Annotated in this window: 16 protein-coding genes and 7 pseudogenes; 8 read left to right on the forward strand and 15 right to left on the reverse strand. The window is 71.2% G+C overall.

Going from position 1 to position 23,004, the window contains the following annotated elements:
• Nucleotides 1-54: 54 nt before the first annotated feature.
• Entirely contained in the window at nucleotides 55-555 is a 501-nt protein-coding gene (greA, locus tag Pflav_RS29550; protein ID WP_173039905.1) for a transcription elongation factor GreA, read from the forward strand.
• Here the strand turns inward: greA and ilvA are convergent.
• From ilvA to Pflav_RS29570, 4 pseudogenes are all read right to left on the reverse strand, one after another.
• A pseudogene (gene ilvA / locus Pflav_RS29555) lies at nucleotides 552-1,768 on the reverse strand (threonine ammonia-lyase). The gene greA and the pseudogene ilvA sit on opposite strands and share 4 nt — an antisense overlap.
• Nucleotides 1,765-3,166, reverse strand: a pseudogene (locus Pflav_RS29560) (amidase). Before Pflav_RS29560 ends, ilvA begins: the two co-directional pseudogenes overlap by 4 nt.
• A gap of 88 nt (nucleotides 3,167-3,254) precedes the next feature.
• Nucleotides 3,255-4,393, reverse strand: a pseudogene (locus tag Pflav_RS29565) (cystathionine gamma-synthase).
• Nucleotides 4,394-4,443: 50 nt separating this feature from the next.
• Nucleotides 4,444-4,972 (reverse strand): annotated as a pseudogene (locus Pflav_RS29570) (M48 metallopeptidase family protein).
• A gap of 457 nt (nucleotides 4,973-5,429) precedes the next feature.
• Between Pflav_RS29570 and Pflav_RS29575 the strand changes: the two are divergent.
• The 3 genes and pseudogenes from Pflav_RS29575 (at nucleotide 5,430) to Pflav_RS29585 (ending at nucleotide 8,257) form a co-directional block, all read left to right on the forward strand.
• Nucleotides 5,430-5,594, forward strand: coding sequence for a DUF5679 domain-containing protein (locus Pflav_RS29575; protein WP_173039908.1), 165 nt, complete (start codon nucleotides 5,430-5,432; stop codon nucleotides 5,592-5,594).
• Nucleotides 5,595-5,839: 245 nt separating this feature from the next.
• The gene (locus Pflav_RS29580) at nucleotides 5,840-6,931 is read left to right on the forward strand and encodes a TOMM precursor leader peptide-binding protein (RefSeq protein WP_173039909.1); all 1,092 of its coding nucleotides are present in this window, start codon (nucleotides 5,840-5,842) and stop codon (nucleotides 6,929-6,931) included.
• Nucleotides 6,932-6,935: 4 nt separating this feature from the next.
• Nucleotides 6,936-8,257, forward strand: a pseudogene (locus Pflav_RS29585) (ABC1 kinase family protein).
• Nucleotides 8,258-8,840: 583 nt separating this feature from the next.
• On the opposite strand, the gene Pflav_RS29590 reads toward Pflav_RS29585, so the two are convergent.
• The 3 genes and pseudogenes from Pflav_RS29590 to Pflav_RS29600 form a co-directional block, all read right to left on the reverse strand.
• Entirely contained in the window at nucleotides 8,841-9,206 is a 366-nt protein-coding gene (locus tag Pflav_RS29590) for a WhiB family transcriptional regulator (RefSeq protein WP_173039910.1), read from the reverse strand.
• Nucleotides 9,207-9,359: 153 nt separating this feature from the next.
• Nucleotides 9,360-9,638 (reverse strand): hypothetical protein, encoded by a 279-nt coding sequence (locus tag Pflav_RS29595; RefSeq protein WP_173039911.1) that lies wholly within the window; start codon nucleotides 9,636-9,638, stop codon nucleotides 9,360-9,362.
• A 144-nt stretch (nucleotides 9,639-9,782) separates the two neighbouring features.
• Nucleotides 9,783-11,947, reverse strand: a pseudogene (locus Pflav_RS29600) (ATP-dependent DNA helicase UvrD2).
• A 131-nt stretch (nucleotides 11,948-12,078) separates the two neighbouring features.
• Between Pflav_RS29600 and Pflav_RS29605 the strand changes: the two are divergent.
• From Pflav_RS29605 to Pflav_RS29615, 3 genes are all read left to right on the forward strand, one after another.
• Nucleotides 12,079-12,321 carry a mycoredoxin gene (locus Pflav_RS29605; protein ID WP_173039912.1) on the forward strand — a complete coding sequence of 81 codons (243 nt, stop codon included), beginning with the start codon at nucleotides 12,079-12,081 and terminating at the stop codon, nucleotides 12,319-12,321.
• Nucleotides 12,322-12,438: 117 nt separating this feature from the next.
• Entirely contained in the window at nucleotides 12,439-13,410 is a 972-nt protein-coding gene (locus Pflav_RS29610) for a helix-turn-helix domain-containing protein (RefSeq protein ID WP_377307823.1), read from the forward strand.
• Between the two features lie 10 nt (nucleotides 13,411-13,420).
• Complete coding sequence (locus Pflav_RS29615; RefSeq protein ID WP_173039914.1) at nucleotides 13,421-13,618, forward strand: DUF397 domain-containing protein; 198 nt, start codon at nucleotides 13,421-13,423, stop codon at nucleotides 13,616-13,618.
• A 209-nt stretch (nucleotides 13,619-13,827) separates the two neighbouring features.
• On the opposite strand, the gene nudC is transcribed toward Pflav_RS29615, so the two are convergent.
• From nudC to Pflav_RS29630, 3 genes are read right to left on the reverse strand one after another with little or no spacing between them, the layout of a single operon-like run.
• Nucleotides 13,828-14,757, reverse strand: a complete 930-nt coding sequence (gene nudC, locus Pflav_RS29620; RefSeq protein ID WP_173039915.1) for an NAD(+) diphosphatase — start codon at nucleotides 14,755-14,757, stop codon at nucleotides 13,828-13,830.
• The gene (locus Pflav_RS29625; protein WP_173039916.1) at nucleotides 14,754-16,061 is read right to left on the reverse strand and encodes a M16 family metallopeptidase; all 1,308 of its coding nucleotides are present in this window, start codon (nucleotides 16,059-16,061) and stop codon (nucleotides 14,754-14,756) included. Before Pflav_RS29625 ends, nudC begins: the two co-directional genes overlap by 4 nt.
• Nucleotides 16,058-17,377, reverse strand: a complete 1,320-nt coding sequence (locus Pflav_RS29630; protein ID WP_173039917.1) for a M16 family metallopeptidase — start codon at nucleotides 17,375-17,377, stop codon at nucleotides 16,058-16,060. Before Pflav_RS29630 ends, Pflav_RS29625 begins: the two co-directional genes overlap by 4 nt.
• A 50-nt stretch (nucleotides 17,378-17,427) precedes the next feature.
• Between Pflav_RS29630 and Pflav_RS29635 the strand changes: the two genes are divergently transcribed.
• Nucleotides 17,428-18,267: an MOSC domain-containing protein gene (locus tag Pflav_RS29635; protein ID WP_232072076.1), complete on the forward strand. Its 840-nt coding sequence runs from the start codon at nucleotides 17,428-17,430 to the stop codon at nucleotides 18,265-18,267.
• A 256-nt stretch (nucleotides 18,268-18,523) separates the two neighbouring features.
• On the opposite strand, the pseudogene Pflav_RS29640 reads toward Pflav_RS29635, so the two are convergent.
• From Pflav_RS29640 to Pflav_RS29660, 5 genes and pseudogenes are all read right to left on the reverse strand, one after another.
• Nucleotides 18,524-19,784, reverse strand: a pseudogene (locus Pflav_RS29640) (IS4 family transposase).
• Between the two features lie 118 nt (nucleotides 19,785-19,902).
• On the reverse strand, nucleotides 19,903-20,754 hold the full coding sequence (locus Pflav_RS29645) for a hypothetical protein (protein WP_173039918.1): 852 nt from the start codon (nucleotides 20,752-20,754) through the stop codon (nucleotides 19,903-19,905).
• Between the two features lie 55 nt (nucleotides 20,755-20,809).
• Nucleotides 20,810-21,661 (reverse strand): hypothetical protein, encoded by an 852-nt coding sequence (locus Pflav_RS29650; RefSeq protein WP_173039919.1) that lies wholly within the window; start codon nucleotides 21,659-21,661, stop codon nucleotides 20,810-20,812.
• Nucleotides 21,662-21,686: 25 nt separating this feature from the next.
• A complete protein-coding gene (locus tag Pflav_RS29655) occupies nucleotides 21,687-21,890 on the reverse strand; it encodes a hypothetical protein (protein ID WP_173039921.1) in 204 nt (67 codons plus the stop codon).
• Nucleotides 21,891-22,078: 188 nt separating this feature from the next.
• Complete coding sequence (locus Pflav_RS29660; protein ID WP_173039923.1) at nucleotides 22,079-22,948, reverse strand: MFS transporter; 870 nt, start codon at nucleotides 22,946-22,948, stop codon at nucleotides 22,079-22,081.
• Nucleotides 22,949-23,004: the final 56 nt, after the last annotated feature.

Below are 23,004 nucleotides of genomic sequence, written 5' to 3' on the forward strand. Positions count from 1 at the left end.
GTAAGTTAGTAGTTCTACCTTGTTCGCCCATTAGCCCTACGGAGGAGATCGTCTGTGTCCAGCACCGATCGCGAGGCGCCTGCCACCTGGCTGTCTCAGGACGCGTACGACCGCCTGCAGGCCGAGCTCAATGAGTTGATCGCGGCCCGTCCGGCGATGGCTGCCGAGATCAATGCTCGGCGGGAAGAGGGCGACCTGCGCGAAAACGGGGGCTATCACGCCGCCCGTGAAGAGCAGGGCAAAGCCGAGATGCGTATCCGTCAGCTCCAGGAGCTCCTGCGCACCGCGCAGGTGGGCGAAGCGCCAAAGGCCGATAAGGTGGCGCCCGGCACCGTCGTCACGATCCACTTTGACGACGACGCGGACGACACCGAGACGTTCCTCCTCGGCTCGCGTGAGGTCGCCGCGACCACCGACCTGACCGTCTACAGTCCTGAGTCCGCGCTCGGCCAGGCGATCCTGGGTGCCGGCACCGGCCAGACGGTCACCTACACCGCGCCCAGCGGCGCGGACATCAAGGTCACGGTGGTCCGCTTCGAGCCATTCGGCGGCTAGGTCGCTGGGAAATGGACGGTGTAGCCCTGCGCCCGCAGTGCGCCGATCAGCTTGTCGGAGTGCTCTGGGCCGCGGGTCTCCACGGATAGCGCGACCTCCACTTCACCCAGCCGCAGCCGCGGGTTGTGGCGGGTGTGCAGCACGTCCACGACGTTGGCCCGCTGCTCGGCGATCTGAGCGAGCAGCGCGGCCAGCTGACCAGGCTTGTCGCCGCAGCTCACGGTGAAACGCAGGAAACGGCCGTCCGCCGCGAGCCCGTGCTCGATCAGCCGCAGGAGCAGCAGCGGATCGATGTTGCCGCCGGAGAGCACCGCGACGACCGGCGGCTCGGCCTTGACCGCGCCCGACATCAGCGCCGCCACGCTCACCGCGCCGGCCGGCTCCACCACGAGCTTGCCGCGCTCCAGCAGCATCAGCAGCGCCCGCGAGATGTCCTCCTCGGTCACCGTCACCACGCCGTCGACGAGCTTGCTGACGTGCGCGAACGTGATGTCGCCCGGGCAGCCCACCGCGATGCCGTCGGCCATCGTGGACATGTGCGGCAGCCGCACCGGGGCACCGGCCTCCAGCGAGGGCGGGTAGGCGGCGGCGCCCGCCGCCTGTACGCCGATGACCCGGATGTCCGGCTTGAGCGCTTTGGCAGCCACCGCGATGCCGGAGAGCAGCCCGCCCCCGCCCAGCCCGGTCACGATCGTGCCCACCTCCGGGCACCGCTCCAGGATCTCCAGGGCCACCGTGCCCTGCCCGGCGATCACGTCCATGTGGTCGAACGGGTGGATCAACACCGCACCGGTGCGCGCGGCGAACTCCCGAGCGGCTACAAGCGCGTCGTCAACCGTGCTGCCGGCGAACTCGATGTCCGCGCCGTACCCCTTGGTCGCCGCGACCTTCGGGATCGGCGCGCCCACCGGCATGAAGACCGTCGACTTGGCGCCGAGCAGGCCGGCGGCGAGCGCCACGCCCTGGGCGTGGTTGCCGGCGCTCGCGGCGACCACCCACGGGCCCGCTCTCGCGGTGAGAGGCGGGCGATCCGGACGTAGGCGCCGCGGACCTTGTACGAACCGGCACGCTGGAGGTTTTCGCACTTCAGCCACACCGGCCCACCCAGTGCGGCGGAGAGCGGGCGGGACGGCTCAAGCGGTGTGACCCGCACGACGTCGCCGAGCAGCTCACGCGCCGCCTGCACGTCCTCCAGTGTCAGAAGCTCACTCACGGTTCGATAGTCGCACCATCCGCCAGCTGCCCCACGCGCGGCCAGGCGGGAGCGTGCCGCCGCCACGGTGCCGCGACCTCGAACTGCCCCGCCACCGCGAGCAGCAGCAGCTCCGAACCGGGCGGTCCGACAAGCTGCACGCCCACCGGCAACCCGTCCGGGCGCACGCCCACGGGTACCACCAGGGCGGGCAGGCCGGCGATGTTCCAGGGCGCGGCGTACGGCGCGTACCGGATGTTGGCGGTCATGTTCGCCGTCCAGGAGCGGCCCGACCAGCCCTCGGCCTTCGGTGGCGTGGCCGCCAGCGCGGGCGTGAGCATGAGGTCGACACCGTGGTCCGTGAAGAAGTCGATCGAGCGCTCCCGCCAGGCCGCGCGGTCCGCCTCCCGGACGTACCCGCGGCGCAGCGCCCAGGCCCCGAGGGCGACGTGCCTGCGGGTCCGCGGCTGCATCTCGGCCCGGTCGAGGCCCGCCGCCTCGGCGTCCCGCGATACCGCGGCGAACCATGTCGCGAGCCCGCGCATGCCCAGCGACGGCGGGTACACCGGATCGGCCGAGACCGCGTCGTGCCCGGCCGCCACCAGCAGGCGGGAGGCCGTGGCGACCGCATCGCGGTTGGGCTCGTCCAGGCGTACCCCAGCACGGGCGAGCGGAGCGAGACCGCGACCTTGAGGCGCTGCGGCTCGACGAGCTTCTCCGGCCGGCGCCCGGCGAGCACCGCGAGCCCGACCGCCGCGTCGGCGACGGTGGTGGCGAGGATGCCGTGCTCAGCCAGGCCGAACCAGTCGTCGGCGCCGATGCCCGCGGGCACCACGCCTCGCCCCGGCTTGATCCCGACCAGGCCGCAGCAGGCCGCCGGGATGCGGACCGAGCCGAACCCGTCGTTGGCGTGCGCGAAAGGCACCAGGCCCGCGGCGACCGCAGCCGCCGCGCCGCCCGATGAGCCACCGGGGGTACGGTCGGTGCGCCACGGGTTGCGCGTGGTGCCCGACGGGTCGTCGGTCGTCCCCACACTCCCAGCTCCGGCATCCGGGTCACACCGAGCACCACCGCGCCGGCGCCGCGCAGCCGGCGCACCACCTCGTGGTCCTCCTCGGCGACCGGCCCACGGGCGGCGGCCGAGCCGTTCCAGTTGGGCAGGCCGGCCACGGCGGTGTTCTCCTTCACCGCGACCGGCACGCCGGCCAGCGGCAGGTTGGCCAGGTCCTCCTGCTCGTCGACTTTCTCGGCCTCGACGATCGCCTCGCCGCCGCGGACCACCCGGAACGCGGTGAGCACCGGGTCGCCCGTCGCGAGGTGGTCGAGGTGGTCGGCGACGACCTGCGTCGCCGACGTGTCACCGCGGCGTACGGCGCGGGCGATCTGCTTAGCCGTCGCACCGACCCACGTCTGTTGCACAGCCCCTCCCCTGGGTGCGCAGTGTCTCGGCTGGCCGGCGCAGCGCGTACCCGCGCCGAGCAGCCCTCGAGAAGATCAGCGAGCAAGCTCAGCCGAGCGCCTGCTCCAAGTCGGCGAGCAGATCGTCGGCGGTCTCGATGCCGACAGACAGTCGCACGAGATCCGCGGGTACTTCAAGCGGCGAGCCGGCAGCACTCGCGTGTGTCATCCGGCCGGGGTGCTCGATCAGTGACTCCACTCCGCCAAGCGACTCGGCGAGCACGAAGAGCCGGGCCCGGTTGCAGACCTCCACGGCGTGCTGCTCGCCGCCCGCGGCCAGGAACGACACCATCCCGCCGAACCTTCGCATCTGCTTCGCCGCGGTCTCGTGGCCGGCGTGCTCGGGCAGCCCTGGGTAGTACACCCGCTTGACCTTGGGGTGGCTGTGCAGGTACGCGGCGATCCGCTCGGCGTTGTCGCAGTGCCGGTCCATGCGGACGCCCAGCGTGCGCACCCGCGCAGGGTCAGCCAGGCGTCGAACGGGCCGTTGATCGCGCCCATCGCGTTCTGGTTGTACGCCAGCTCGTCGCCCAGCCCCGGGTCGGCCACGACAAGGGCGCCGCCCACCACGTCGGAGTGGCCGCCGACGTACTTGGTGGTCGAGTGCACCACCACGTCCGCGCCGAGGCTGATCGGCTGCTGGAGGTACGGCGAGGCGAACGTGTTGTCGACGACGAGCCGGGCGCCGTGCTCGCGGGCCAGGGCGGCGAGGGCCGCGATGTCGGCGATGTTGAGCAGCGGGTTGGTGGGCGTCTCCACCCAGATGACCTTGGTACGGTCGGTGATCGCGGCCCGCACCGCGTCGGCGTCCGAGATCCGGGCCGCGGTCCAGCTCAGCCCCCAGCGCTCAGCCACCTTGGCGAAGAGCCGGTACGTGCCGCCGTACGCGTCGTCGGGGATGACCACGTGGTCGCCTGGCCGGCACACGGTGCGCAGGAGCGTGTCCTCCGCCGCCAGTCCCGAGGCGAACGCCAGCCCTCGCCGGCCGCCCTCCAGCGCCGCCAGGCACTCCTGTAGCGCGTCGCGGGTGGGGTTGCCCGAGCGGGCGTACTCGTACCCCTGGCGGGGTGCCCCGACCGCGTCCTGCGCGTATGTGCTGGTCTGGAAGATCGGCGGAATCACCGCGCCCGTCCGCTCGTCCGGCTCCTGGCCGGCGTGGATGGCGAGCGTCTCAAACCCGTACGTCATTGTGCCGAGGCTAGTCGCCCGCACGCGGGTACGCGTCACGGCGCGCACGCCTAGTCACCGAGGACCACGCCCGTGGCGGCCGCGATGCCCTCCAGGTACCCCGGGCCCGCTCGGCCTTCGGGTAGCGCCCCACGAGCTCCCAGAACCGGGCGTTGTGGCTCGGCACGACAAGGTGGGCCAGCTCGTGCAGCAGCACGTAGTCGATCACCCAGTCGGGCATCTCCTGGATGCGGTGGGAGATGCGGATCGTGCGGTCGGCCGGGGTGCAGGAGCCCCACCGGCCGCTCTGGTTGGTCACCCAGCGGACGCTCGCCGGTACCGCGGTCCGTGTGTACTCACTCAGGTAGCGGCCGGTCAGCCGCTGCGCCCGGAGCAGCAGCTCGTCGTCGGAGCGGCTGACGCGCTCCTCGCGGGCGGCCAGGCGGGCGAGCATCTTGTCGACCCACTCGGTCTCTTCGGCGCGGGAGAACTGGTCGGGATGAGCACGACCACCCGCTCACCATCCCGGTAGGCGGACACCGTTCGACGCCGGCGCTGGCTGCGCCGTACCTCGACGACCGGCTTGCGCGCTCCAGCCATTACCGGACCGCGCAGCCCCGCGGAACGTTCACGATGGCACGCTAATCCGTACCAGCCAGGTTGCCGCAAGGGCCAAGCGTGAGGTAGCCGCCGGAAAGATTCCTGGTACAGCGCATTTGTCCGGAAAAATTCTTGGGAACTCGGCGGCGAGCGACCAAGGTCACTACCGTAAGTGATCTTTTGCGAGGGAGGACCAGGTCACTCTGCACCGGTTCTTCCGGCGTGTCCCGGCGAAACTGACTTATCCGGTAGATTCCGGCATGCACACTCACGTCGTCGGCTTCCTCACAACGTCGACGCGTCGTTGACATGGAACCGCCCAGACCTGGGTAGGGTCCGGCGGGACCAGCGGCTACATCGTGGCCGCGCAGTTGGGTCCAGGGCCGCGTTTTCGGGCGCAGGCTTGGGGGACGTGCCGGACGCGCAAGCCCGGCAAAAGAGTACAAGGAGGGGCACTGTGGCCACCCAGACACAGACTTACAACGGCTACTGCGTGAAGTGCAAGGAGAAGCGGGATTTCGAGGGCACCGTCGAGGTGTCCAAGACCGGCATGAACATGGCGAAGGGCAAGTGCCCCGTCTGTGGCACGACGGTCAACCGGATCCTGGGCAAGGCCAAGTAAAGATCAAACCAACGCGACACTGCGGAGAAGGGCGGCCGATCGGCCGCCCTTCTCCGTTATATAGACAAGCCGCGATGCCCCGATGTCGTGGCTGAATTACGAAAAGTCATGTCGGCGTGCTGACAGTAGCCGGCCACAAACTGTGGATAACTCGCTCGCACCTGTGGATAACCCAGTGCATGGCGATTTCCGCCTGTGGACAACGAACGACGGGCGGCGAAGACACGGTGACACGCTGTCATGCCATGACAGCCCTTCCACGCCCCACGCTCCTGCCCGGACTGCATCGACTGTGGCGGGACCGGCACACACTTCAGCTCGGCCTCGATCCAGCCCGCGCCGTCGTGCTGGAGGTGGCCAATCCCAGCGCCGTACGCCTGCTCGACCTGATCGACGGCACCCGCCCGGAGCGGGCGATCCTGGAGCACGCCGACCGGATCGGGGTGAGCCGGGATGATGCCCGCCTGTTGCTCGACACCCTGCGCGCCGCCGGCCTGGTGGTCGGCGGGCAGAGCCTCCTGCCGGCGAGCCTGCCCGAGCCTGTACGCCGCCGCCTCGCCGCCGAGGCCGCCGCGCTCGCCCTGCGCGGCACCGACGCACCCGGCACGCCGGCCCAGATCCTCCGCCGGCGGGCGGCCGCCCGCGTCGTGGTGACCGGGCGGAGCCGCCTGGCGGCGCCCCTCGCGGTCACGCTGGCCCAGTCCGGGGTCGGGCACGTCCACCCCGACCTGGCCGGCGTGGTGGACCCGATGGACGCGGTCGGCGGTCCGCTGCTCCCGAGCGACGTGCGCCGCGAGCGCACCGAGGCCGTCGCCGAGGCGATCACGCGCGCGGCACCGGGCACCGAGACCCGCCCGATCCAGCGCGGCCGCACCTCGCTGCTGGTCCAGGCCGGCGTGGACCGGCCGGCGGCCCTCCTGGCGGCCAGCTACGGCCAGCGGCGCCTCGCCCACCTCGTGGTCGGGGTACGCGACGGTGTGGCCGTCGTCGGCCCGCTCGTCCTGCCCGGCGGTGCACCCTGCCTCAACTGCCTTGAGCTGCACAGACGCGATCGTGACCCGGCCTGGCCCGCGCTCGCCGCCCAACTCGCCAGCGAGCCTCGCCCCGAGCCGTGCACCGCGCCCACGCTGCTCGCCGCGGCGGCGTACGCGGCCGGCGAGGCCCTGCTCTACCTCGACGGCGAGGCACCCGACACGGTGGGTGGGGCGATCGAGATCAGTGCCCCGGGCCGGACCCGCCGCCGCGCCTGGCCGCCACACCCCTCGTGCGGCTGCGCCCGCCGCGCCCGCCAGCGATCATTCACACCCGTCACTTTGTCCGAACGTCGGTCACAATAATCCGGTGACCGATATACCGCGCCGGGCCGTCACCCGCACAGCCAGGCTCGCCGCGCTCCCGCTCGGCTTCGCCGGCCGCACTGTCCTCGGACTCGGAAAGCGGGTCACCGGACTGGCTTCCGAGGTGATTTCTCCAGAGATCCAGCAGCGCACCGCAGAGCAGCTCTTCAGCGTGTTAGGGCAGCTCAAGGGCGGTGCGATGAAGCTTGGGCAGGCGCTGTCCGTCTTCGAGGCGGCACTGCCGGCCGAGCTCGCCGGCCCGTACCGCCAGGCCCTCACCAAGCTCCAGGAGGCCGCGCCCCCGCTGCCCGCCGCGAGCGTGCACAAGGTGCTCGCGGCCCAGCTGGGCGAGGACTGGCGCGAGCTGTTCGCGGAGTTCGACGACGTGCCAGCCGCGGCGGCGAGCATCGGCCAGGTGCACCGGGCGGTGTGGAAGGACGGCGAGCGCCAGGTCGCGGTCAAGGTCCAGTACCCGGGTGCCGGCGAGGCCCTGATCGCGGACCTCAAGCAGCTGTCCCGGCTGGCCGGCATGTTCCGGATCATCCAGCCGGGCCTCGACGTCAAGCCGCTGGTGCTGGAGCTGCGCGCCCGGGTCACCGAGGAGCTCGACTACGAGCTGGAGGCGGAGGCCCAGCGGGCGTTCGCCGCAGCCTACGAGGGCGACGACGAGATCTTCGTACCCCAGGTCGTGGCCGCCGCGCCGCGCGTGCTGGTCACCGAGTGGGTCGAGGGCACCCCCTTTCGAAGATCATCAGCGACGGTACGCCGGAGGAGCGCGACACCGCCGGGCGGCTCATGGCGACCCTGCACTTCTCCGCCCCGGAGCGGGCCCAGCTGCTGCACGCCGACCCACACCCGGGCAACTTCCGCCTGCTGCCCGACGGCCGCCTCGGCGTGATCGACTTCGGTGCGGTAGCCCGCCTCCCGGAGGGTCACCCCGAGCCCATCGGCCGCCTGGTGCGCCTGGCCCTGGCCGACGACGCCGACGCGGTACTGGAGGGCCTGCGCGACGAGGGCTTCCTCAAGCCCGACGACGACATCGACGCCCGTGCCGTGCTCGACTTCCTGCTGCCGATGCTGGCCCCGCTGGCGGCGGACGAGTTCAAGTTCACCCGCGCCTGGCTGCGCGCCGAAGCCACCCGGCTGGGCAGCCCGAAGAGCCCGGCGTACCAGCTCAGCCGCCACATCAACCTGCCACCGTCGTACCTGCTGATCCACCGCGTGACGCTCGGCTCGACTGGCGTGCTGTGCCAGCTTGAGGCAAAGGCCCCGTACCGGTCCATCGTGGAGCGCTGGCTCCCCGGCTTCGCCGCCCCCACCGACTGACCGCCGTCCAGTTGGGACGGCTCAACGCCGAAGAACGCCCATACCAACAGAAGTAGAGCTACCGCCCAAATCTCCACCTTGGACCGCGCAGGGCGAGGCTGCGGGAGCGGCGGCCTTGACCCAGCCCGTGATCAAGGCAATGACCTGGGCATTCTCCGAGGCCGCGCGGAGTGCCAGGTACAGGGTGGCCGGGGTTGGTCGTGAACCGCGGAGGGTGAGGCCGCGGGAGCAGCGGTCCGGACCACCGCGGACGTCGCGGTAGCCCAAATCTCCACCAGGCAGTGAGCCCGCGGCCAACGTCGTGGACGGACCAAATGACCCCGGCGGTGGAACGCCGCTAGGGGCCCGGCGCGTGCCGGGCCCCTGCGGCCTAGGTAGCAAGGACTAGAGGAGGCCCATCTCACGGGCCGCCTGGCGGCGGGCCTGCATCGCTACTCGACGGGCGGATCGGGTCGCCTCAGAGCTCGTGGTGGTGCCGGCCTGAGGCCGGCGCATTCGGGCTCTCGACAACGCTTCGTGGATTAGGTGATGCATCACGACTGCTCCATCTCGGGAAGGGACGCGTACGTTGATCGGGTTCATGTCAGGCCGCCAGCCGGACGGCGTTGCGCGACTCGGCGAGCCCATTGGCCGCCATCCGCGCCTCTACCTCGACCCGCAGGGCGGCGTCACGAGCGACGTCCTCCTTGCGCGGACGGCCACGGGGCCGCTTGCGCGGGACCACCGCGCCACGCTCGAAGATCTCGCCGCCCCAGACGCCCCAGGGCTCGGCCCGCTCGACCGCGCCGGCCAGGCACTCGACGCGGAGCGGGCAGTCCCCGCACAGCGACTTGGCCAGTTCCAGCTCGGTCGGGGAGTCCGCGAACCACAGGTCGGGGTCGAACTTCCGGCAAGGCAGGTTCGCCTCGAGGTCGACGCTCTCGTCGACCGGGGCCAACGCCAGACTCATCGCCCGGTCACCTCTCTCTCGCTCGTTGCTTCTCTGCTTGTGGCGGAACGCCTTTTGCTTGTGGCGAACGCTCTGTGCTTGTGGCGAAATGACTGAGGCCGCGGATCCCGGTTACGGGTTCCGCGGCCTCGAGGTGAGCCGGAGGTCTGTCTGTCAGACCGGCCTTCCTCGAGGTGGAATCCCGCGGACGTCCTGCCGCTTCTTGGCCGAAACGCCCTTAACCGTGAGCCCACTCGTCCCGTAGCCGCCGCCATTGATCCATGCCTCGGTCCGGACCGGGGAATCGATCTGGACCTGGACCTGGTCCACCTGCGTCAGCTGCGGCACGTCGGCAGCAGCCAGCCCAACCAGGTGGACACCGGCAGCGGCCGACATCGGAGCGCAGACAGCAGGCAGCGCCGACGGTCGCTCGATCGTGTAGAAGATCTTCACCGGGGCCACCTCCTGTCTTTCTCTCGTCGTCAGATCTGGTCTCGGTGATTCTCGCCCACCCCGGCGAGCAGCATGGTGACTTCGCGCGCGAGGTGTGCCATGAGGCTAAGCCTGTCGCTGGGGCGACCGCAAACGGTTTTACGGCTACTTCGCGGAACTTTTTTCCGGAGGTTCCTCCGGTACAAGATCGTCGACGCTCGCGCCTCCCACCAGGGCGAGCACGGCGTCGCCATAGAGGCTGAGCTTTCGCGGGCCGATGCCGGCGATGGCGACGAGATCCTGCGGGCCGGTCGGCCGCCGCTCGGCGAGCGCGACGAGCGTGGCATCGGTGAAAACCACATACGCGGGGACCTTTTGCGCACCGGCGACACGGACCCGCCACTCGCTCAGCCGGGCGAATAGATCCTCATCCAGTGTGGACGGACAGGTGGCGCAACGGCCCAGCTTACGGTCGGCGCCGGCGAGCAGAGTCGCGCCGCACACCCGGCAGGAGACGACCTGCGCGCGGCGTCGCTCGGGTCGTCGACTCAGCGCCGCGGTGCCGCCCCGCTCGCCGCCGCCCCGCTCGAACTGCGGCAGGAACCGGCACGGCCGCCGTGGCCGGCCGCCCGGCGCGCGGGACTGGGCATACGAGAGCCAGAGCCACTGCCGCGCCCGGGTCACCCCGACGTAGAGCAGCCGCCGCTCCTCCTCCAGCGCCTCGGGCGTCTTCGCGTACGTCGTCGGGAGCGTGCCGTCGGAGAGCCCCACCACGAATACCGCGTCCCACTCCAGGCCCTTCGCCGAGTGAAGTGAGGCGAGCGTCACACCTTCGACCGTGGGCGCGTGCTGCTGTGCGGCCCGTCGCTGGAGCTCCTCCACGAAGTCGGCGAGCGATGGCAGCCGCTCGACCGTGGCCGCCTCGCCGATCGGCAGGAGGGCCGGCGTGCCCACGTACTCCTCCGCGAGCGTGACAAGTGCGGCGAGCGCCTCCCACCGCTCGCGCGCGGCGCCACCGGGCGGGGGCTGGTCGCGCTGCCAGCCGGTGGCCGCGAGCGCCTCGACGACCGTCGCCACCAGCGGCGCCCCGAGGGTGTGGACCGAGTCGCCGCGCGCAGTGCCAGCACGGCCTGCCGCACCTCGGCCCGCTCGAAGAACCGCTCGGCGCCCTGCACCACGTACGGCACCTCGGCCTCGGCCAGCGCCTCCTCGTACGCCTCGGACTGCGCGTTGGTACGGAACAGCACGGCGATCTCCCGGGCCGGGGTGCCCGAGGCGATCAGCTGCCGGCACCGCGCCGCCACCCCGGCTGCCTCGGCCGGCTCGTCCGGGAAGATCCGCAGGTCGGGCTCGGGCCCGGGCGGGCGCTGCCCCACGAGCTCGAGCCGCAGCCGCGCCTCGGCGCCCCGGGCCTGGCGGATGACCGCGTTGGCGAGGCCGACCACCTGGGGCGTCGAACGGTAGTCGCGGACCAGCCGGACCACCACCGCGTTGCGCCGCTGGCGGGGAAAGTCGATCAGGTAGCCGGAGGTGGCGCCGGTGAACGAGTAGATGGTCTGGCTGGCGTCACCGACCACGGTCAGGTCCTCGCGGCCGCCCAGCCACGCATCGAGCAGGCGCTGCTGCAACGGGTTGACGTCCTGGTACTCGTCCACGACGAAGTGCCGGTACTGCGTCCGCACCTGCTCGGCGACGTCGGGGTGCTCCTCGATCCCCCACACCGCGGCCCGCAGCAGGTCCTCGAAATCGATCACGCCGTTGGCGCGCTTCACGTGCTCGTACGCCGCGAAGACCTCGGCCACCTTCGCCGGCTCGTACGGCGGCTCCCGGGTGGACTTGGCCGCGGCCACCGGGTACTCAGCCGGCTCGACAAGCGACGACTTGGCCCACTCGATCTCGCTGGCGAGGTCGCGCGCGGCGGTGCGGTCGGCCCGCACACCGGCCCGGCTGGCGGCGAGCGTGACAAGCCGCGCCTTGCTCTCCAGCAGCTCGGGCATCGCCCGGCCGTCGAGCAGCCGCGGCGCGAAGTAGCGCATCAGGCGCAGCGCCGCGGAGTGGAACGTGCGCGCCTGCACCCCGCTGGCGCCGAGCACCGCGAGCCGGGCCCGCATCTCGGCGGCGGCCCGCGCGGTGAACGTGACGGCCAGCACGTGCCGCCCGCTGATCTCGCCGGTCAGTGCCCGGTACGCGATCCGGTGGGTGATGGCCCGGGTCTTCCCGGTGCCCGCGCCGGCGAGGATGCACACCGGACCGGCCGGGGCGGTCACGGCGGCGCACTGCTCCGGGTCGAGCCCGGACAGCACCCGGTCCGCAGACGGTATTCCCCCCACGGCTAGGAATCATGGCACCCGCCACCGACGTTGGCTGGTGTGGAGCGTCTCCACGGCGCGCCAGCCCCCGGTGCGACCCCGTCGCATCGACCGCCCCACCCCGCGAAGCCCCCATACGGAAGGACCGACAAATGCTCACGATGTACTCGACGAGCTGGTGCGGCTACTGCTACCGACTCAAGTCCCAGCTCGATCGGGAAAGCATCGGATACGAGGTCGTCGACATCGAGCGGGATCCGGCCGCCGCAGAGTACGTGATGAGCGTAAACGGCGGCAACCAGACCGTTCCCACGGTCCGCTTTGCGGATGGATCGGCGCTGACAAATCCTTCGATCATCCAGGTGAAAGAGCGCCTCGCGGCTATCGCGGGCTAAACCAAACCTTTTGCGGAACACGCCCACGGTCGAGAACATGCTCGGGTCACAATCAGTTCATACTGTGTAGTCCCGAATGACCGAGGGGAGGTTGGGGTGCCTCCTGCGCCGAGTCCGATGGTGCGACGTCGGCGGCTGGGGGCCGAGCTACGCCGCCTGCGCGAGGCTGCCGGCCTGACCGGCGACCAAGTGATCGCGCGGGTTGGCTGGGCTTCGGCCTCTAAGCTCTCCCGGCTGGAAAACGGCCGAAGCCGGCCGGACCTCAGCGACGTTCTTGACCTGCTGGATCTGTACGAAGTCACCGGGGCCACCCGCGAGGAGCTGATCGGCGTCACCCGAGACGCTGGCAACACCCGCGGCTGGCTGCGCTCGTACCCGGTGATGACCCAGCGCCAGCGCAGCTACGCCGAGCTTGAAGCGGGTTGCGCCGAGATCTTCGAGTACGGCCCGGTGATCCTGCCGGGCCTGCTCCAGACGCCCGGATACACGCGGGTGCGGCTGCTCTCGTCGCGCGAGGTGATCGCGCCCGACGACGCCGAGGACCCGGAGACCGAGATCGCCGCGCGGGTGGCACGGCAGTCGACACTCACCCGCGTGGCCGAGCCGCCGAGGTACGAGGCCGTGCTCGAAGAGGCCGCGCTCGGTCCCAGGGGTGGGCCGGCGCCGGTGATGGCCGGCCAGCTGCGCCACCTGGCCCGCCTGGCCGGGCTGCCCAACGTGATGCTGTGGGTGCTGCCGCCGTCGGCGAAGGTCGCGGACTGGTACCTGCCGGAGACCGCGTTCTCCATCTACCGGTTCGCCGATCCCGACGACCCCGACGCGGTCGCGGTCGAGGCCCTGGCAGCCGACCTGATCTTGACCGAAGACGACATGCTCGCCCGGTATGGGCGGGTCTTCGACTGGCTCCGGCAAGCCGCGCGCCCGCCCGCCGAGTCCCTCACCTGGATCACCGAGGCAGCCGCCGCCCTCGGCCCGCTCGCCGGCGACGACGCGTACGCGCCGCCGGCCTCCCTGACGCCCCCGGTTCAGCGCAGGCGCCGCACACCGCAGCGCCCCTCGCAGCGGACGAACCCGCCGCCCGACCGATAGGAGTCGCGTCATGAGTGCAGGTCCCCGAATCAGCTGGCGGACGAGTTCGCGCAGCCAGAACACCAACTGCGTGGAGGTCGGCGAGATGGAGACGACGGTCGCCATGCGTGATAGCAAAGATCGAGAAGGGCCGGTGCTGATCTTCGCGCGGGAACAGTGGATCGACTTCGTGGCCAGCGCCAAGGCCGGCGAGTTCGATTTGAACTGAGAATCCCTTGCCCGATCGTGGGAATTCCGCCAACATGGGTGGAACTTCCACGCGTGGATTTGCATGTGAATAGGCACGGCCTGGACGACCGTCGTGACCGGCTAACGGCTCCCCCGCCGCGAACCTTGCCTCTGCCGGGCATGACGGCCTCGGTCTCGGTCCGTGGCTGTCGCGGCAACGGCGGTCACGGACCGAGATTGAACTTTGGGCTAGACCGGCCTGGTCAACCAGCGGTTGACCAGGTAAAGCGCGATCGACGAGGCCGGCGGTAGGCCGACCCGGGCGCCGTCGCCTGCGTCCAGGACCTCGCCGGCCAGCACTCCGGCTATCTCCGTGCGAGTGAACCAGCGCGCGTGCGCGATCTCGGTGGGATCGACCTGGACCGGCTGGGCCGGGTCACCGACGGCGGTGAAGCCCAGCATCAGCGAGCCGGGAAACGGCCAGGCCTGGCTCCCCTCGTACTCGATCGCCCCGACCTCGATGCCGACTTCCTCGGCGACCTCCCGGATCACCGCGGCCTCGGCCGACTCGCCCGGCTCGACATATCCGGCGAGGCAGGAGAAACGGCGCACCTCGTGCCCGCTGCCCCAGGCGGCATTGTTGCCCAGCAGGCACCGGCCGGAGGGGCCAGTAACGCCGTCGTGCACCAGCACGATCATGGCCGGATCGGTCCGTGGCCACACCTGCGCACCGGCCTCGTCGACCCGCGTCCAGCCGCCCTCGGCCGCCGTCGTGGGCAGTCCCGTGGTCGAGGAGTACGGGTGACCAGCGTGCCACTGGGCCAGAGCCGCGGCGGCTGTGAAGAGTCCGGCGTCCCGGTCGCTGAGCAGATGACCGACGTCGCGCAGGCTGACCGCGCGGGCATCGGGCTGCTCGGGCAGCGGCACGTCGACCGCGAAGACCGGCGTGCCATCCGGCTCGACGCCGAGGAACATCCGCTGGTCGACCGCGACTTCGGGCGCCTCCTTGGCGTCCAGCAGCACGAGCGCGCCATCCTCGTCGACGAGCGCCCGGCCGCCGCTCACGACGTCCACCACGAGCACGCGCGCTCGTGACCACGCCGCGGCGAGCCACTCCGGGTCACGGCGGTGGTGGGCAGCGCGGTCCAGAGTGGAGCGAGCCAGCGGCGGCAGGCTCACGCTGTCTCGACCGCCGTCAGGGCGCGCAAGGACGCCTCCACCCGCTCCGCGTCGCCCAGTACGACGACCGCCGTCTTAGCCGGTGCCAGGTACTCGGCGCCCGCGGCGGCCACCTCGTCGAGGGTGGTGGCGGCCAGCCTCGCCGCGTACTCCGGCAGGTAGTTGAGCCGCAGCCCGAAGCCGGCGTACGTGCTGGCCAGAGTCGCCAGCCCGGCCTGAGTGGACATTCCCAGCTGGAGGGTGCCGAGTGCGTACTGGCGGGCCTGCTCCAGCTCCTCCTCCTTCGGCGGGAGGGAGGCGAGGCGCCCCAACTCGTAATACGTCTCCAGCAGCGCCGGGCCGGTCACCTCGGTCGCCACCTCGGCGGCGGCCACGAAGGCGGAGCCGGCCTCGTTGTGCTCGATCACCGAGTGCGGCCCGTACGTGTACCCCTTGTCCTCGCGGATGTTTTCCACCCAGCGGGACGAGAAGTAGCCGCCGAAGAGCAGGTTGGCCAGCTGGAGCGCGGCGTGGTCCGGATGGGTACGGTCGACCGCCGGCAGCGCCACCCGCAGCGACGACTGCACCGAACCAGGCCGGTCGACAAGCGTCAGCGGCCCCGGCTCGATCGGCGGCGTGTGCGGCAGGTCGACCTGCTTGCCGCCACCGTTCCAGGTACCGAGCACCCGCTCGGCGGTGTCCAGCGCCTTTTCCGGCGTCAGGTCGCCGACCAGCACTAGCGTGGCACCGGCCGGGTGCAGCCGCTCGCCGTGCAGCGCCCGCAGCTGCGCCGGGCGCACCGCCTGCACCTGGGACACCTCGGGCGTCTGCACCGCGTACGGGTGCTTGCCGTAGATCCGCTTGAGCAACGCGACCCGAGCGAGGTGCGACGGCTGGCTCTGCGCCACCTGGATCCGGTCGGCTAGCCGGTCGCGCTCGGTGGCGACCTCGTCGACCGGGTACGCGGCGCCGCTGAGCACCTCGCCGAGCAGCTCCAGGATCCGCTCCAGCCCGCTGACCAGACCGTTGCCGGAGATCATCAGCCGGTCCGGGTCGACGCCCGCGCTCAGCCCGCCGCCAACCTTCTGTAGCTCGGCCGCGATCTCCACCGTGGACAGATCAGCGGTGCCGGAGAAGAGCGTCTGGGACAGCAGCGCGGCCCGGGACAGGTGGGTGCGGGCAAACGGCACCCGCAGCCGCACCTCGACAAGCGGTACCGCCGGCCGCCGGATCGCGATCACGGTGAGGCCGTTGGGGAGCCTGCGCTCGGATTCCTTCGGCAGCTTCAGCTTTCGGGTCGGGCCGAGGGCGGGCAGTGCCTTCACTGGGTACCTCCCGCGGCTTCGCCGGCGACGACCTCGACCGTGGCCCGGCGCTGGGGCACCAGCGCCGCGGCGGCCTCCTGGATCTGCTCCTCGGTGACCTCGCCGACCAGTCGGGGCAGGTCGTTGAGCAGCTCGGGGGTGCCGCGCTGCTGCTCGAGGACGGCCATCCGCAGCGCCCGGCCCAGTGCCGCGTCGGCGTCACGCAGCAGGTGCGTGGCCATCCTCGCCTGGGTGCGCGCCAGCTCGCCCTCGGCAAGCCCGTCGGTGGCCAGCCGGTCAAGCTCCTCGTCGACCGTGCGCAGCACCTTGTCGACGTCGCCGCCCGGCGGCAGGTGGGCCTGGAGCAGGAAGGCGGTGGGATCGCGTACCTCCCACGGCTCGCCCATGAAGCCGAGGTAGCCGCCGACCGAGGTCACCGTACGGTCGCGCAGCACCAGCCGCTCGACCAGGCGGGACGCCTCGCCGTCGGTGAGCACCTCGGCCAGCACCACGTACGGCAGGTAGGCGGCGTAGTCGGCGACCGGGTCGGGCACCCGCCAGGCGCTCGCCAGCGCGGGGAGCGGGGCCAGCGCGTCGGTGTACGACTCGCGCCGCTCGGCGGTCAGGTCGGGCTCGGCGAAGCTCGGCCGCTCCGGCGCCGGGCGGGCCGGTACGTCACCGAAGTGCCGCTGCACCATCTCCAGCGTCTCGGCGAGGTCGAGGTCACCGGCGACCGCGAGGACCGCATTGCCGCTGGCGTAGTAGCGCTCGAAGAACTCGGCGGCGTCGGCGACGGTGGCGCTTTCAAGGTCGTCGAAAGACCCGTACCCGTCGTGGGCGTTGGGGAACGTGTCGAACATGACCGGCGGCAGCTTGAGCCACGGAAAGCCGCCATACGGCCGGTTGAGCACGTTGACCCGGATCTCCTCCTTGACCACGTCGACCTGGTTGCGGAGGTTTTCCTCGGTCAGCCGCGGGCCGCGCATCCGGTCGGCCTCGAGGAAGAGCGCCCGCTCCAGCGCGTTGGCCGGGAGGGTCTCGTAGTAGTCGGTGAAGTCCAGGTGAGTCGAGCCGTTGAACGTGCCGCCCGAACCCTGCACATGCCGGAAGTGCGCGAGTTTCTCCAGGTTTTCAGAGCCCTGGAACATGAGGTGCTCGAAGAGGTGGGCGAACCCGGTGCGCCCCTCGGGCTCCGAGCGGATGCCCACGTCATACACCACGGCGACGCCGATCACCGGTGCGCTGCGGTCCGGCGCCAGCACCACCCTCAGACCATTGTCGAGCGTGTGCCGCTCCACTGGATACTTCGTCGCTGGGACTTTGGGTCTGCGCGCCACACGGCGACACTAGCGCGTCACAGCCCGGGGCGGTCGCGAAGCCTCGCGGCGTGAGACCGTTGGGTGTGCGTGTTGTCGGGATAAACCTGTACCCGGTGAAGTCGACCCGGGCACGTCCCGTGGATCGCGCGCAGGTCGAGCGGTGGGGGCTGGCCGGCGACCGGAGGTGGGCCGTGATCGCGCCGGACGGCGAGCCGATCACCGCGCGGCGCTGCCAGGCGCTCTTCATGGTCACGGCGACCACCGCACCCGACGGCGGTCTGCTGCTCACCGCACCGGGTGCGCCGGACCTCGTGGTGCCTCTGCCCGAGCCGGCGCACACAGTTTCCGTGCGGTTCTGGAATCTGGAGCGCGCGGCGGTGGGCGGCGACGCGGCCGACGAGTGGCTGACCGCGACGCTCGGGCGGCCGGCGCGCCTTGTGTGGCTGGCCGATACGGCGGCCCGTGCGGTGCCGGCAGAGGCCGGTGGGGAGCCCGGCGACGTGTTCAATCTCGGCGACACCGCGCCGATCCACCTTGTCACGCTCAAATCGCTGCGCCGCCTCGACGACTGGATCGCGGAGACCGCCGTCGAGCGCGGCGAGGAGCTGCCCGAGCCGCTGGACGTGGGTCGCTTCCGGGCAAACGTCGTGCTGGACGGCGCGCTGGCCTTCGCCGAGGACGACTGGAAGCGGCTGCGAATCGGCGCCGTCGACTTCCGGGTCGCGGGGCCGTGCGGGCGGTGCGTCATGACGACGATCGATCCGGAGACCCGCGCGGGTGGCAAGGAGCCGATCCGCACGCTGGCCCGGCATCGCAGGTCGGGCGGCTGGGCTTGGTTCGGCATGCAGCTCGTGCCGGAGACGCTTGGCGAGATCGCGCTGGGCGACCCGGCCGAGGTCCTGCCATAGAGGATCTTTTCCAAGACCGAGATTTGAGCTACCGCGATGTCCGCGGTGGTCCGGACCCAATGCCACTCACCTTAGTTTGATCTTGGTGGTGGGTGGGTTGGTGTGGCGGGTGCCGGTGTCGTGGGGTTGTTTGACTCGGTAGCTGTTGTGGCGCATGCGTTTGACGACGCGGGGGTAGCTGCGGTGGCGGTGTTGGTTGAGGTGTCGGTGGTGGGTGATGTCGGCGCCGATGGCGGCGATGAGGTGGTGGCGGTGGTCAGGGGGAAAATGCCGTCGGGTCTTGGACCCGACGGCGCAGGATACGCACGGTGCGGTGGAATTTGACCTGGTCGGGATCGATGTCGGCTTCGGTGGCGGCCTGGCAGATCAGGGCGCTGATCGCGTAGTGGGTCAGCAGGTAGCCGTAGATTTCTTGGGTCACCATGGCCGGGCTTTTCGAGCGTAGGACCCGTCCGGGGCCGCGCAGGTGGGTTTTGAGTTGGCCGTTGCTGGTTTCGTGGTCCCACCGTTGGTGGTATGCCTCGGCCAGCACGGCGGCCGGGGCGTCGGCCGGGTCCAGGATGCTGGTGAGCAGGCTGATCGGTTCGTCGTTGTCCGCGCGGTCGGTGACCTGATAGGACACGACCCGGGCGATGCGGGCGCGGTGCGGGTCGATGTCGGCCCGGGTGGCCGGGTCACGGGCCAGCGCGAGGATCCGGTCACGTTCGCTTGGACGCGTCCGGGAGGCATACACCACGGTCAGATACGAGCCGTCGGGCAGATCTTGCACGACGGGTAGGGCGATCGCGCCGCCAGCGCCACCGGCCCGCCACAACACGTCCGCGCCGGTATCGGTAGCCGCACACCAGTCGCGCCAGCCGTAGAAGTTACGATCGGCCAACAGCAGCATGCCCGGCTCCAGCAACGGATACAACCCACGGGCCAGGCTCTGCTCCCCTGCCCTTTACCCACGACCGGCCCGATCACCGCACCGATCGGCGCCCGCGAACCGGTCTCGACCAACGTGACCAACCTGGCCTTGGGAAACGCCGAACGTCTCGTAGCCCCGCCGGCATAGCCGAAGAACTCCGCGTTGGCCGGACTATCCGGCACATCAAGCTCACTTCCATCGACCGACACCAACCGCCGCCCAGCCAGCCACGCACCCCGGGTCAACACCCCACACACCGGCCGAGCCACCCGCTCGAACACCTCCCGCACCGGCTCGGCCCCAACCGCTGCCGGGCCTGCGTAATCCCCGCCGAACCCGGCATCGACCAACTCGCATCCCAACACCCCCACGCCATCAACGGCTCAGCCAGCCGCGCGAGCACCCCCTCATAGTCATCCTCAGCGAACAACGCCAACGCCATCGCGAAGTACACCATCACATGCGCCGGCAACTTCCCATCCGACCGCTTCGACTCCCGGCCATACACCGCCACCGCCGCATCGACCACATCCCGCGGCACCGACCCGGCCAACACCCCCACCGAGACCCAGTCCGTCAACCGCCCACCAGCCCCAAACACGACCAGCGATCATCACCCACACCAACACCACCAACCCACACCGACACACCCACCCACCAAGATCAAACTAAGGTGAGTGGCATTGGGTCCGGACCGCTGCTCCCGCGGCCTCACCCTCCGCGTTTCACAAACCGGAGGGGGCACTCGCGTCCGGTGGCGGGGGCGAGGCCGCGCGCCGGCGGAGGCAGCCGACGGTGATGGTGGCGGCCGCGGCGAGCTGGATGGCGGGGGCCAGGGCCAATCCCGTGATGGACAGGCCGACCGGTGCGGCGAGCATGACGGCCACGCTTTCGTGACGCTGATAGCGCATGCCCGGATCGAGGAAGACGACCAGCGGCTCGACGTGCACGCGGTCGAGCACGCCGTCGAGCATCCACAGCGCGGCCAGCCCGAGCAGCGCCAGGCCGGCCGTCGGGATCCACCGCGGCGTCCGGCCGGCGACCAGGAACGCGAGCACGGCGACCAGCAGCAGCGGCACGGCCGCGAGCACGGCCGCGAGCCCGCCGTCCCGGCCCCAGATCTCCAGGCCCACGTAGATCACGGCGATGCCGATGCCCGCCACCGCGACCGCGGCGCTGGTCCGGGTGCGCCGCTTGGGCAGGAAGAGCGCGGCGAGCGCGAGGCAGGCGTACGCGACGAGCGCCGGCATGGTGTGTCGCACCGCGTCGCTGGCTGTGTCCAACGCGCTCCGTTCGGGCACCCGGTCAGGCGTCAGGAACTGCATGCCGGTCCGGCTGCCATCCGCTGTGGAAAGCAGCGAGCTCGCCTCGATGGCGCCCAGGATCAGCACGCCGGCCGCGAGGGCGAACCGCACCCGTGTCGGGGCGCCTCGGCCGCTGACAGCCAGGTATGCGGCGAGCGAGACCCAGGCCAGAAGCTCGGCGGCCGGCAGGAGCGGGGAGCCGAAGAACTCACCGACGAGGTACGTCGCACCGAACCCGCCACATGCCAGAAGCAGCCATCCCCGTATCGACACCGGCGTATGCTGCCACACCGCGTGCCGTAGCGCGGCTGCGGGCGGAGGGCCGCGGTCAGGTCGGGCGGACAGACTTGAAGACCTCGTCGACGATGTAGTCGAACTGGCGATGGGTGCCAGGGATCGACACGTAGAGCACGGCGGCGGTCGGCTTGCCCACGTCGATCACCGCGACACCGGCGAACTCGTCCTTGGCTTGGAGGCCCGGGCGGCTGAAGTGCAGGCGGAAGACCGTCAGCCACGCCGGCCGACCGCCCAGCGTGGTCCGCTCGTTGCGGTGCAGGTCCATGGTCGTGGGCTGCGGGTAGTACTCGGCCCGCACGTCGGCGGCGACCTGCTGACCCACGCACTCCAGGTTGATCGCGACGGCGTCGTTGTCCGCCGCCGGCACGGCCGCGGACAGGATCGAGGCATGGTACGTACCGCCGGTGTACGTCTCGGTGACGAAGTGCTGGCCCATCTTGTACGGCACTTCGAGCGTGCCGGCACTCCACACCGTGCGCCACGGCTGCCAGGGCGCGCCGTACGCCGGATACGAGATGCCTGCCTCCTCGTCCACCGTGCGCGCCCCGCTCGGCGGTGGGCCCGGATCGACCGGCTCCGGCTCGGTGATGCCGGTCGGCGCCGGGCAGGCACGGGCGAGGGGCGGGCGCACGTCGGAGGGACCGGCGGGCTTGTCGCCGAACGGGTCGACGCCGCCCGACATCGTGAACGCGAGCACCAGCACCAAGCCGATTACGAGCATGCCGCCAGCCACCCCTGCGAACCACAACAGCCGGCGCCGCTCCCGGCCCTGCTCGGCCGGGGGTGCGGGCGGTGGCGGGTCGACCGGCGGTGGCAGCACGGGCGCCCCGATCCTGGTCACCGTGCCCGCACCCCATGGCCGCGGGTCAGCGTTGTCAGGCATGCCTCCCAGTGAACACCACCGGGGCTCAGCGCGCTTCTACGACTACGCCTCCGCTACCCGGGCCGGTCAGCTGCGGAGAGTGCATCTCGACCACCGCGCCGCCCCCGGCGTCGGCAGGCGGCACATACCAGGGTGCGAACGCCGCAGCCACGGCGAGTAACAAGCCGACCAGGGCGAGCGCCAGCACGACGAGAAACTCTCGCAGCGCTCCTGCTCCCGCTTCGGTCATGATCAACCCTCTTTCCCAAATGAACCCTTTCGGCCACAATCACGTGGCGTCGGCGCCCCGATTCCCCCGGTACGGGCGCGCGGCCCGCGGGGAGGCCGAAAAAGGGTCCATTTCCCCTACAAGAAAGGATCGGGCAAGTGGCGTCTCGATACAGTCGCCCATCGGACGCAAATCGGTGAACTACTGGCTCAACGGAGCGTGTCGGCGTTCGCCAGGGCCCGCGGAGCGACCCGGCTGCGCCGGCCGGCACCGAAAGTGACGAAGACCGCACCGACGAGCACGATGGCGGCGGCCAGCCAGCCGTACACGAAGCCGGCCGAGGCGGCCAGCCAGGAGATCGCGAGCGAGCCCGTGAAGCCGCCCAACTGGAGCGCGAGCGAGGCGACCGAGATGAGCGTGGCTCGCTCCCGCTCGCTCACGCGCTCGTGCAACGCCTCCGAGGCGAGCGGGCCACCAGGTCCGGATAGGACATACGCGCCGAGGTACGCCACCGCCGCCAGCGCGAAGCCGCCGATGCCTGCCGCCGTCAGGGCGATCAGACCTAGCGCCACAGTGGACAGTCCAGTAGAGACGGCCGCGACGGTGAGCGGCGCCACCGGGCCGATGCGGCACAGCACGGGCGCCGAGGCGGCCCCCGCCGCGGTGCCGAGGAACGCTCCCGCCGCCAGCAGCCCGTAGGCGGCCGCACCGCGCTCGGCGCCGCCCAGCAGCTCGGCGAACTGGAGCGGGGACAGCGTCTCCAGCGTGTTGATGGCCAGCCCGAACGCGGCCATGCGAAGGACGAGCAGTCTGATGACCGGGTCGCCCGCCGCTAGTCGTACCCCATGGGAGATCTGGGTGGGCACAGCCCGGACGGCCGCGCGGAGGTCGACCGACGCGGGCCTGGGCGGCTCTTTCATCAGCGCGGCGTGCGCGGCCAGGCTCACGGCCGCGACTCCGGCGGCAGCGAGCGCGGGTACGGAGATCGGGGTGATCAGGCCGTCGTCTGGAAGGCCGCGGAAGAACTGTGGCAGGACACCGCCGATGATCGCCGCGCCGCCCAGGCCCACGCACTCCACCGCCCACCCCATGAGATGCCGCGGCGCAGGGGACGGTGGGGTCGGCGGCGCGGACG

Origin of the sequence: Phytohabitans flavus (genome assembly GCF_011764545.1) — a bacterium.
Classification (GTDB): domain Bacteria; phylum Actinomycetota; class Actinomycetes; order Mycobacteriales; family Micromonosporaceae; genus Phytohabitans; species Phytohabitans flavus.

Coding starts and splice junctions, on each gene's coding strand:
- Pflav_RS29655 (WP_173039921.1), bottom strand. CDS start 21,890: ATGACCGAAGCGGGAGCAGGAGCGCTGCGAGAGTTTCTCGTCGTGCTG.
- Pflav_RS29605 (WP_173039912.1), top strand. CDS start 12,079: ATGCTCACGATGTACTCGACGAGCTGGTGCGGCTACTGCTACCGACTC.
- Pflav_RS29615 (WP_173039914.1), top strand. CDS start 13,421: ATGAGTGCAGGTCCCCGAATCAGCTGGCGGACGAGTTCGCGCAGCCAG.
- Pflav_RS29590 (WP_173039910.1), bottom strand. CDS start 9,206: ATGAGTCTGGCGTTGGCCCCGGTCGACGAGAGCGTCGACCTCGAGGCG.
- Pflav_RS29650 (WP_173039919.1), bottom strand. CDS start 21,661: ATGCCTGACAACGCTGACCCGCGGCCATGGGGTGCGGGCACGGTGACC.
- Pflav_RS29610 (WP_377307823.1), top strand. CDS start 12,439: ATGGTGCGACGTCGGCGGCTGGGGGCCGAGCTACGCCGCCTGCGCGAG.
- Pflav_RS29580 (WP_173039909.1), top strand. CDS start 5,840: ATGACAGCCCTTCCACGCCCCACGCTCCTGCCCGGACTGCATCGACTG.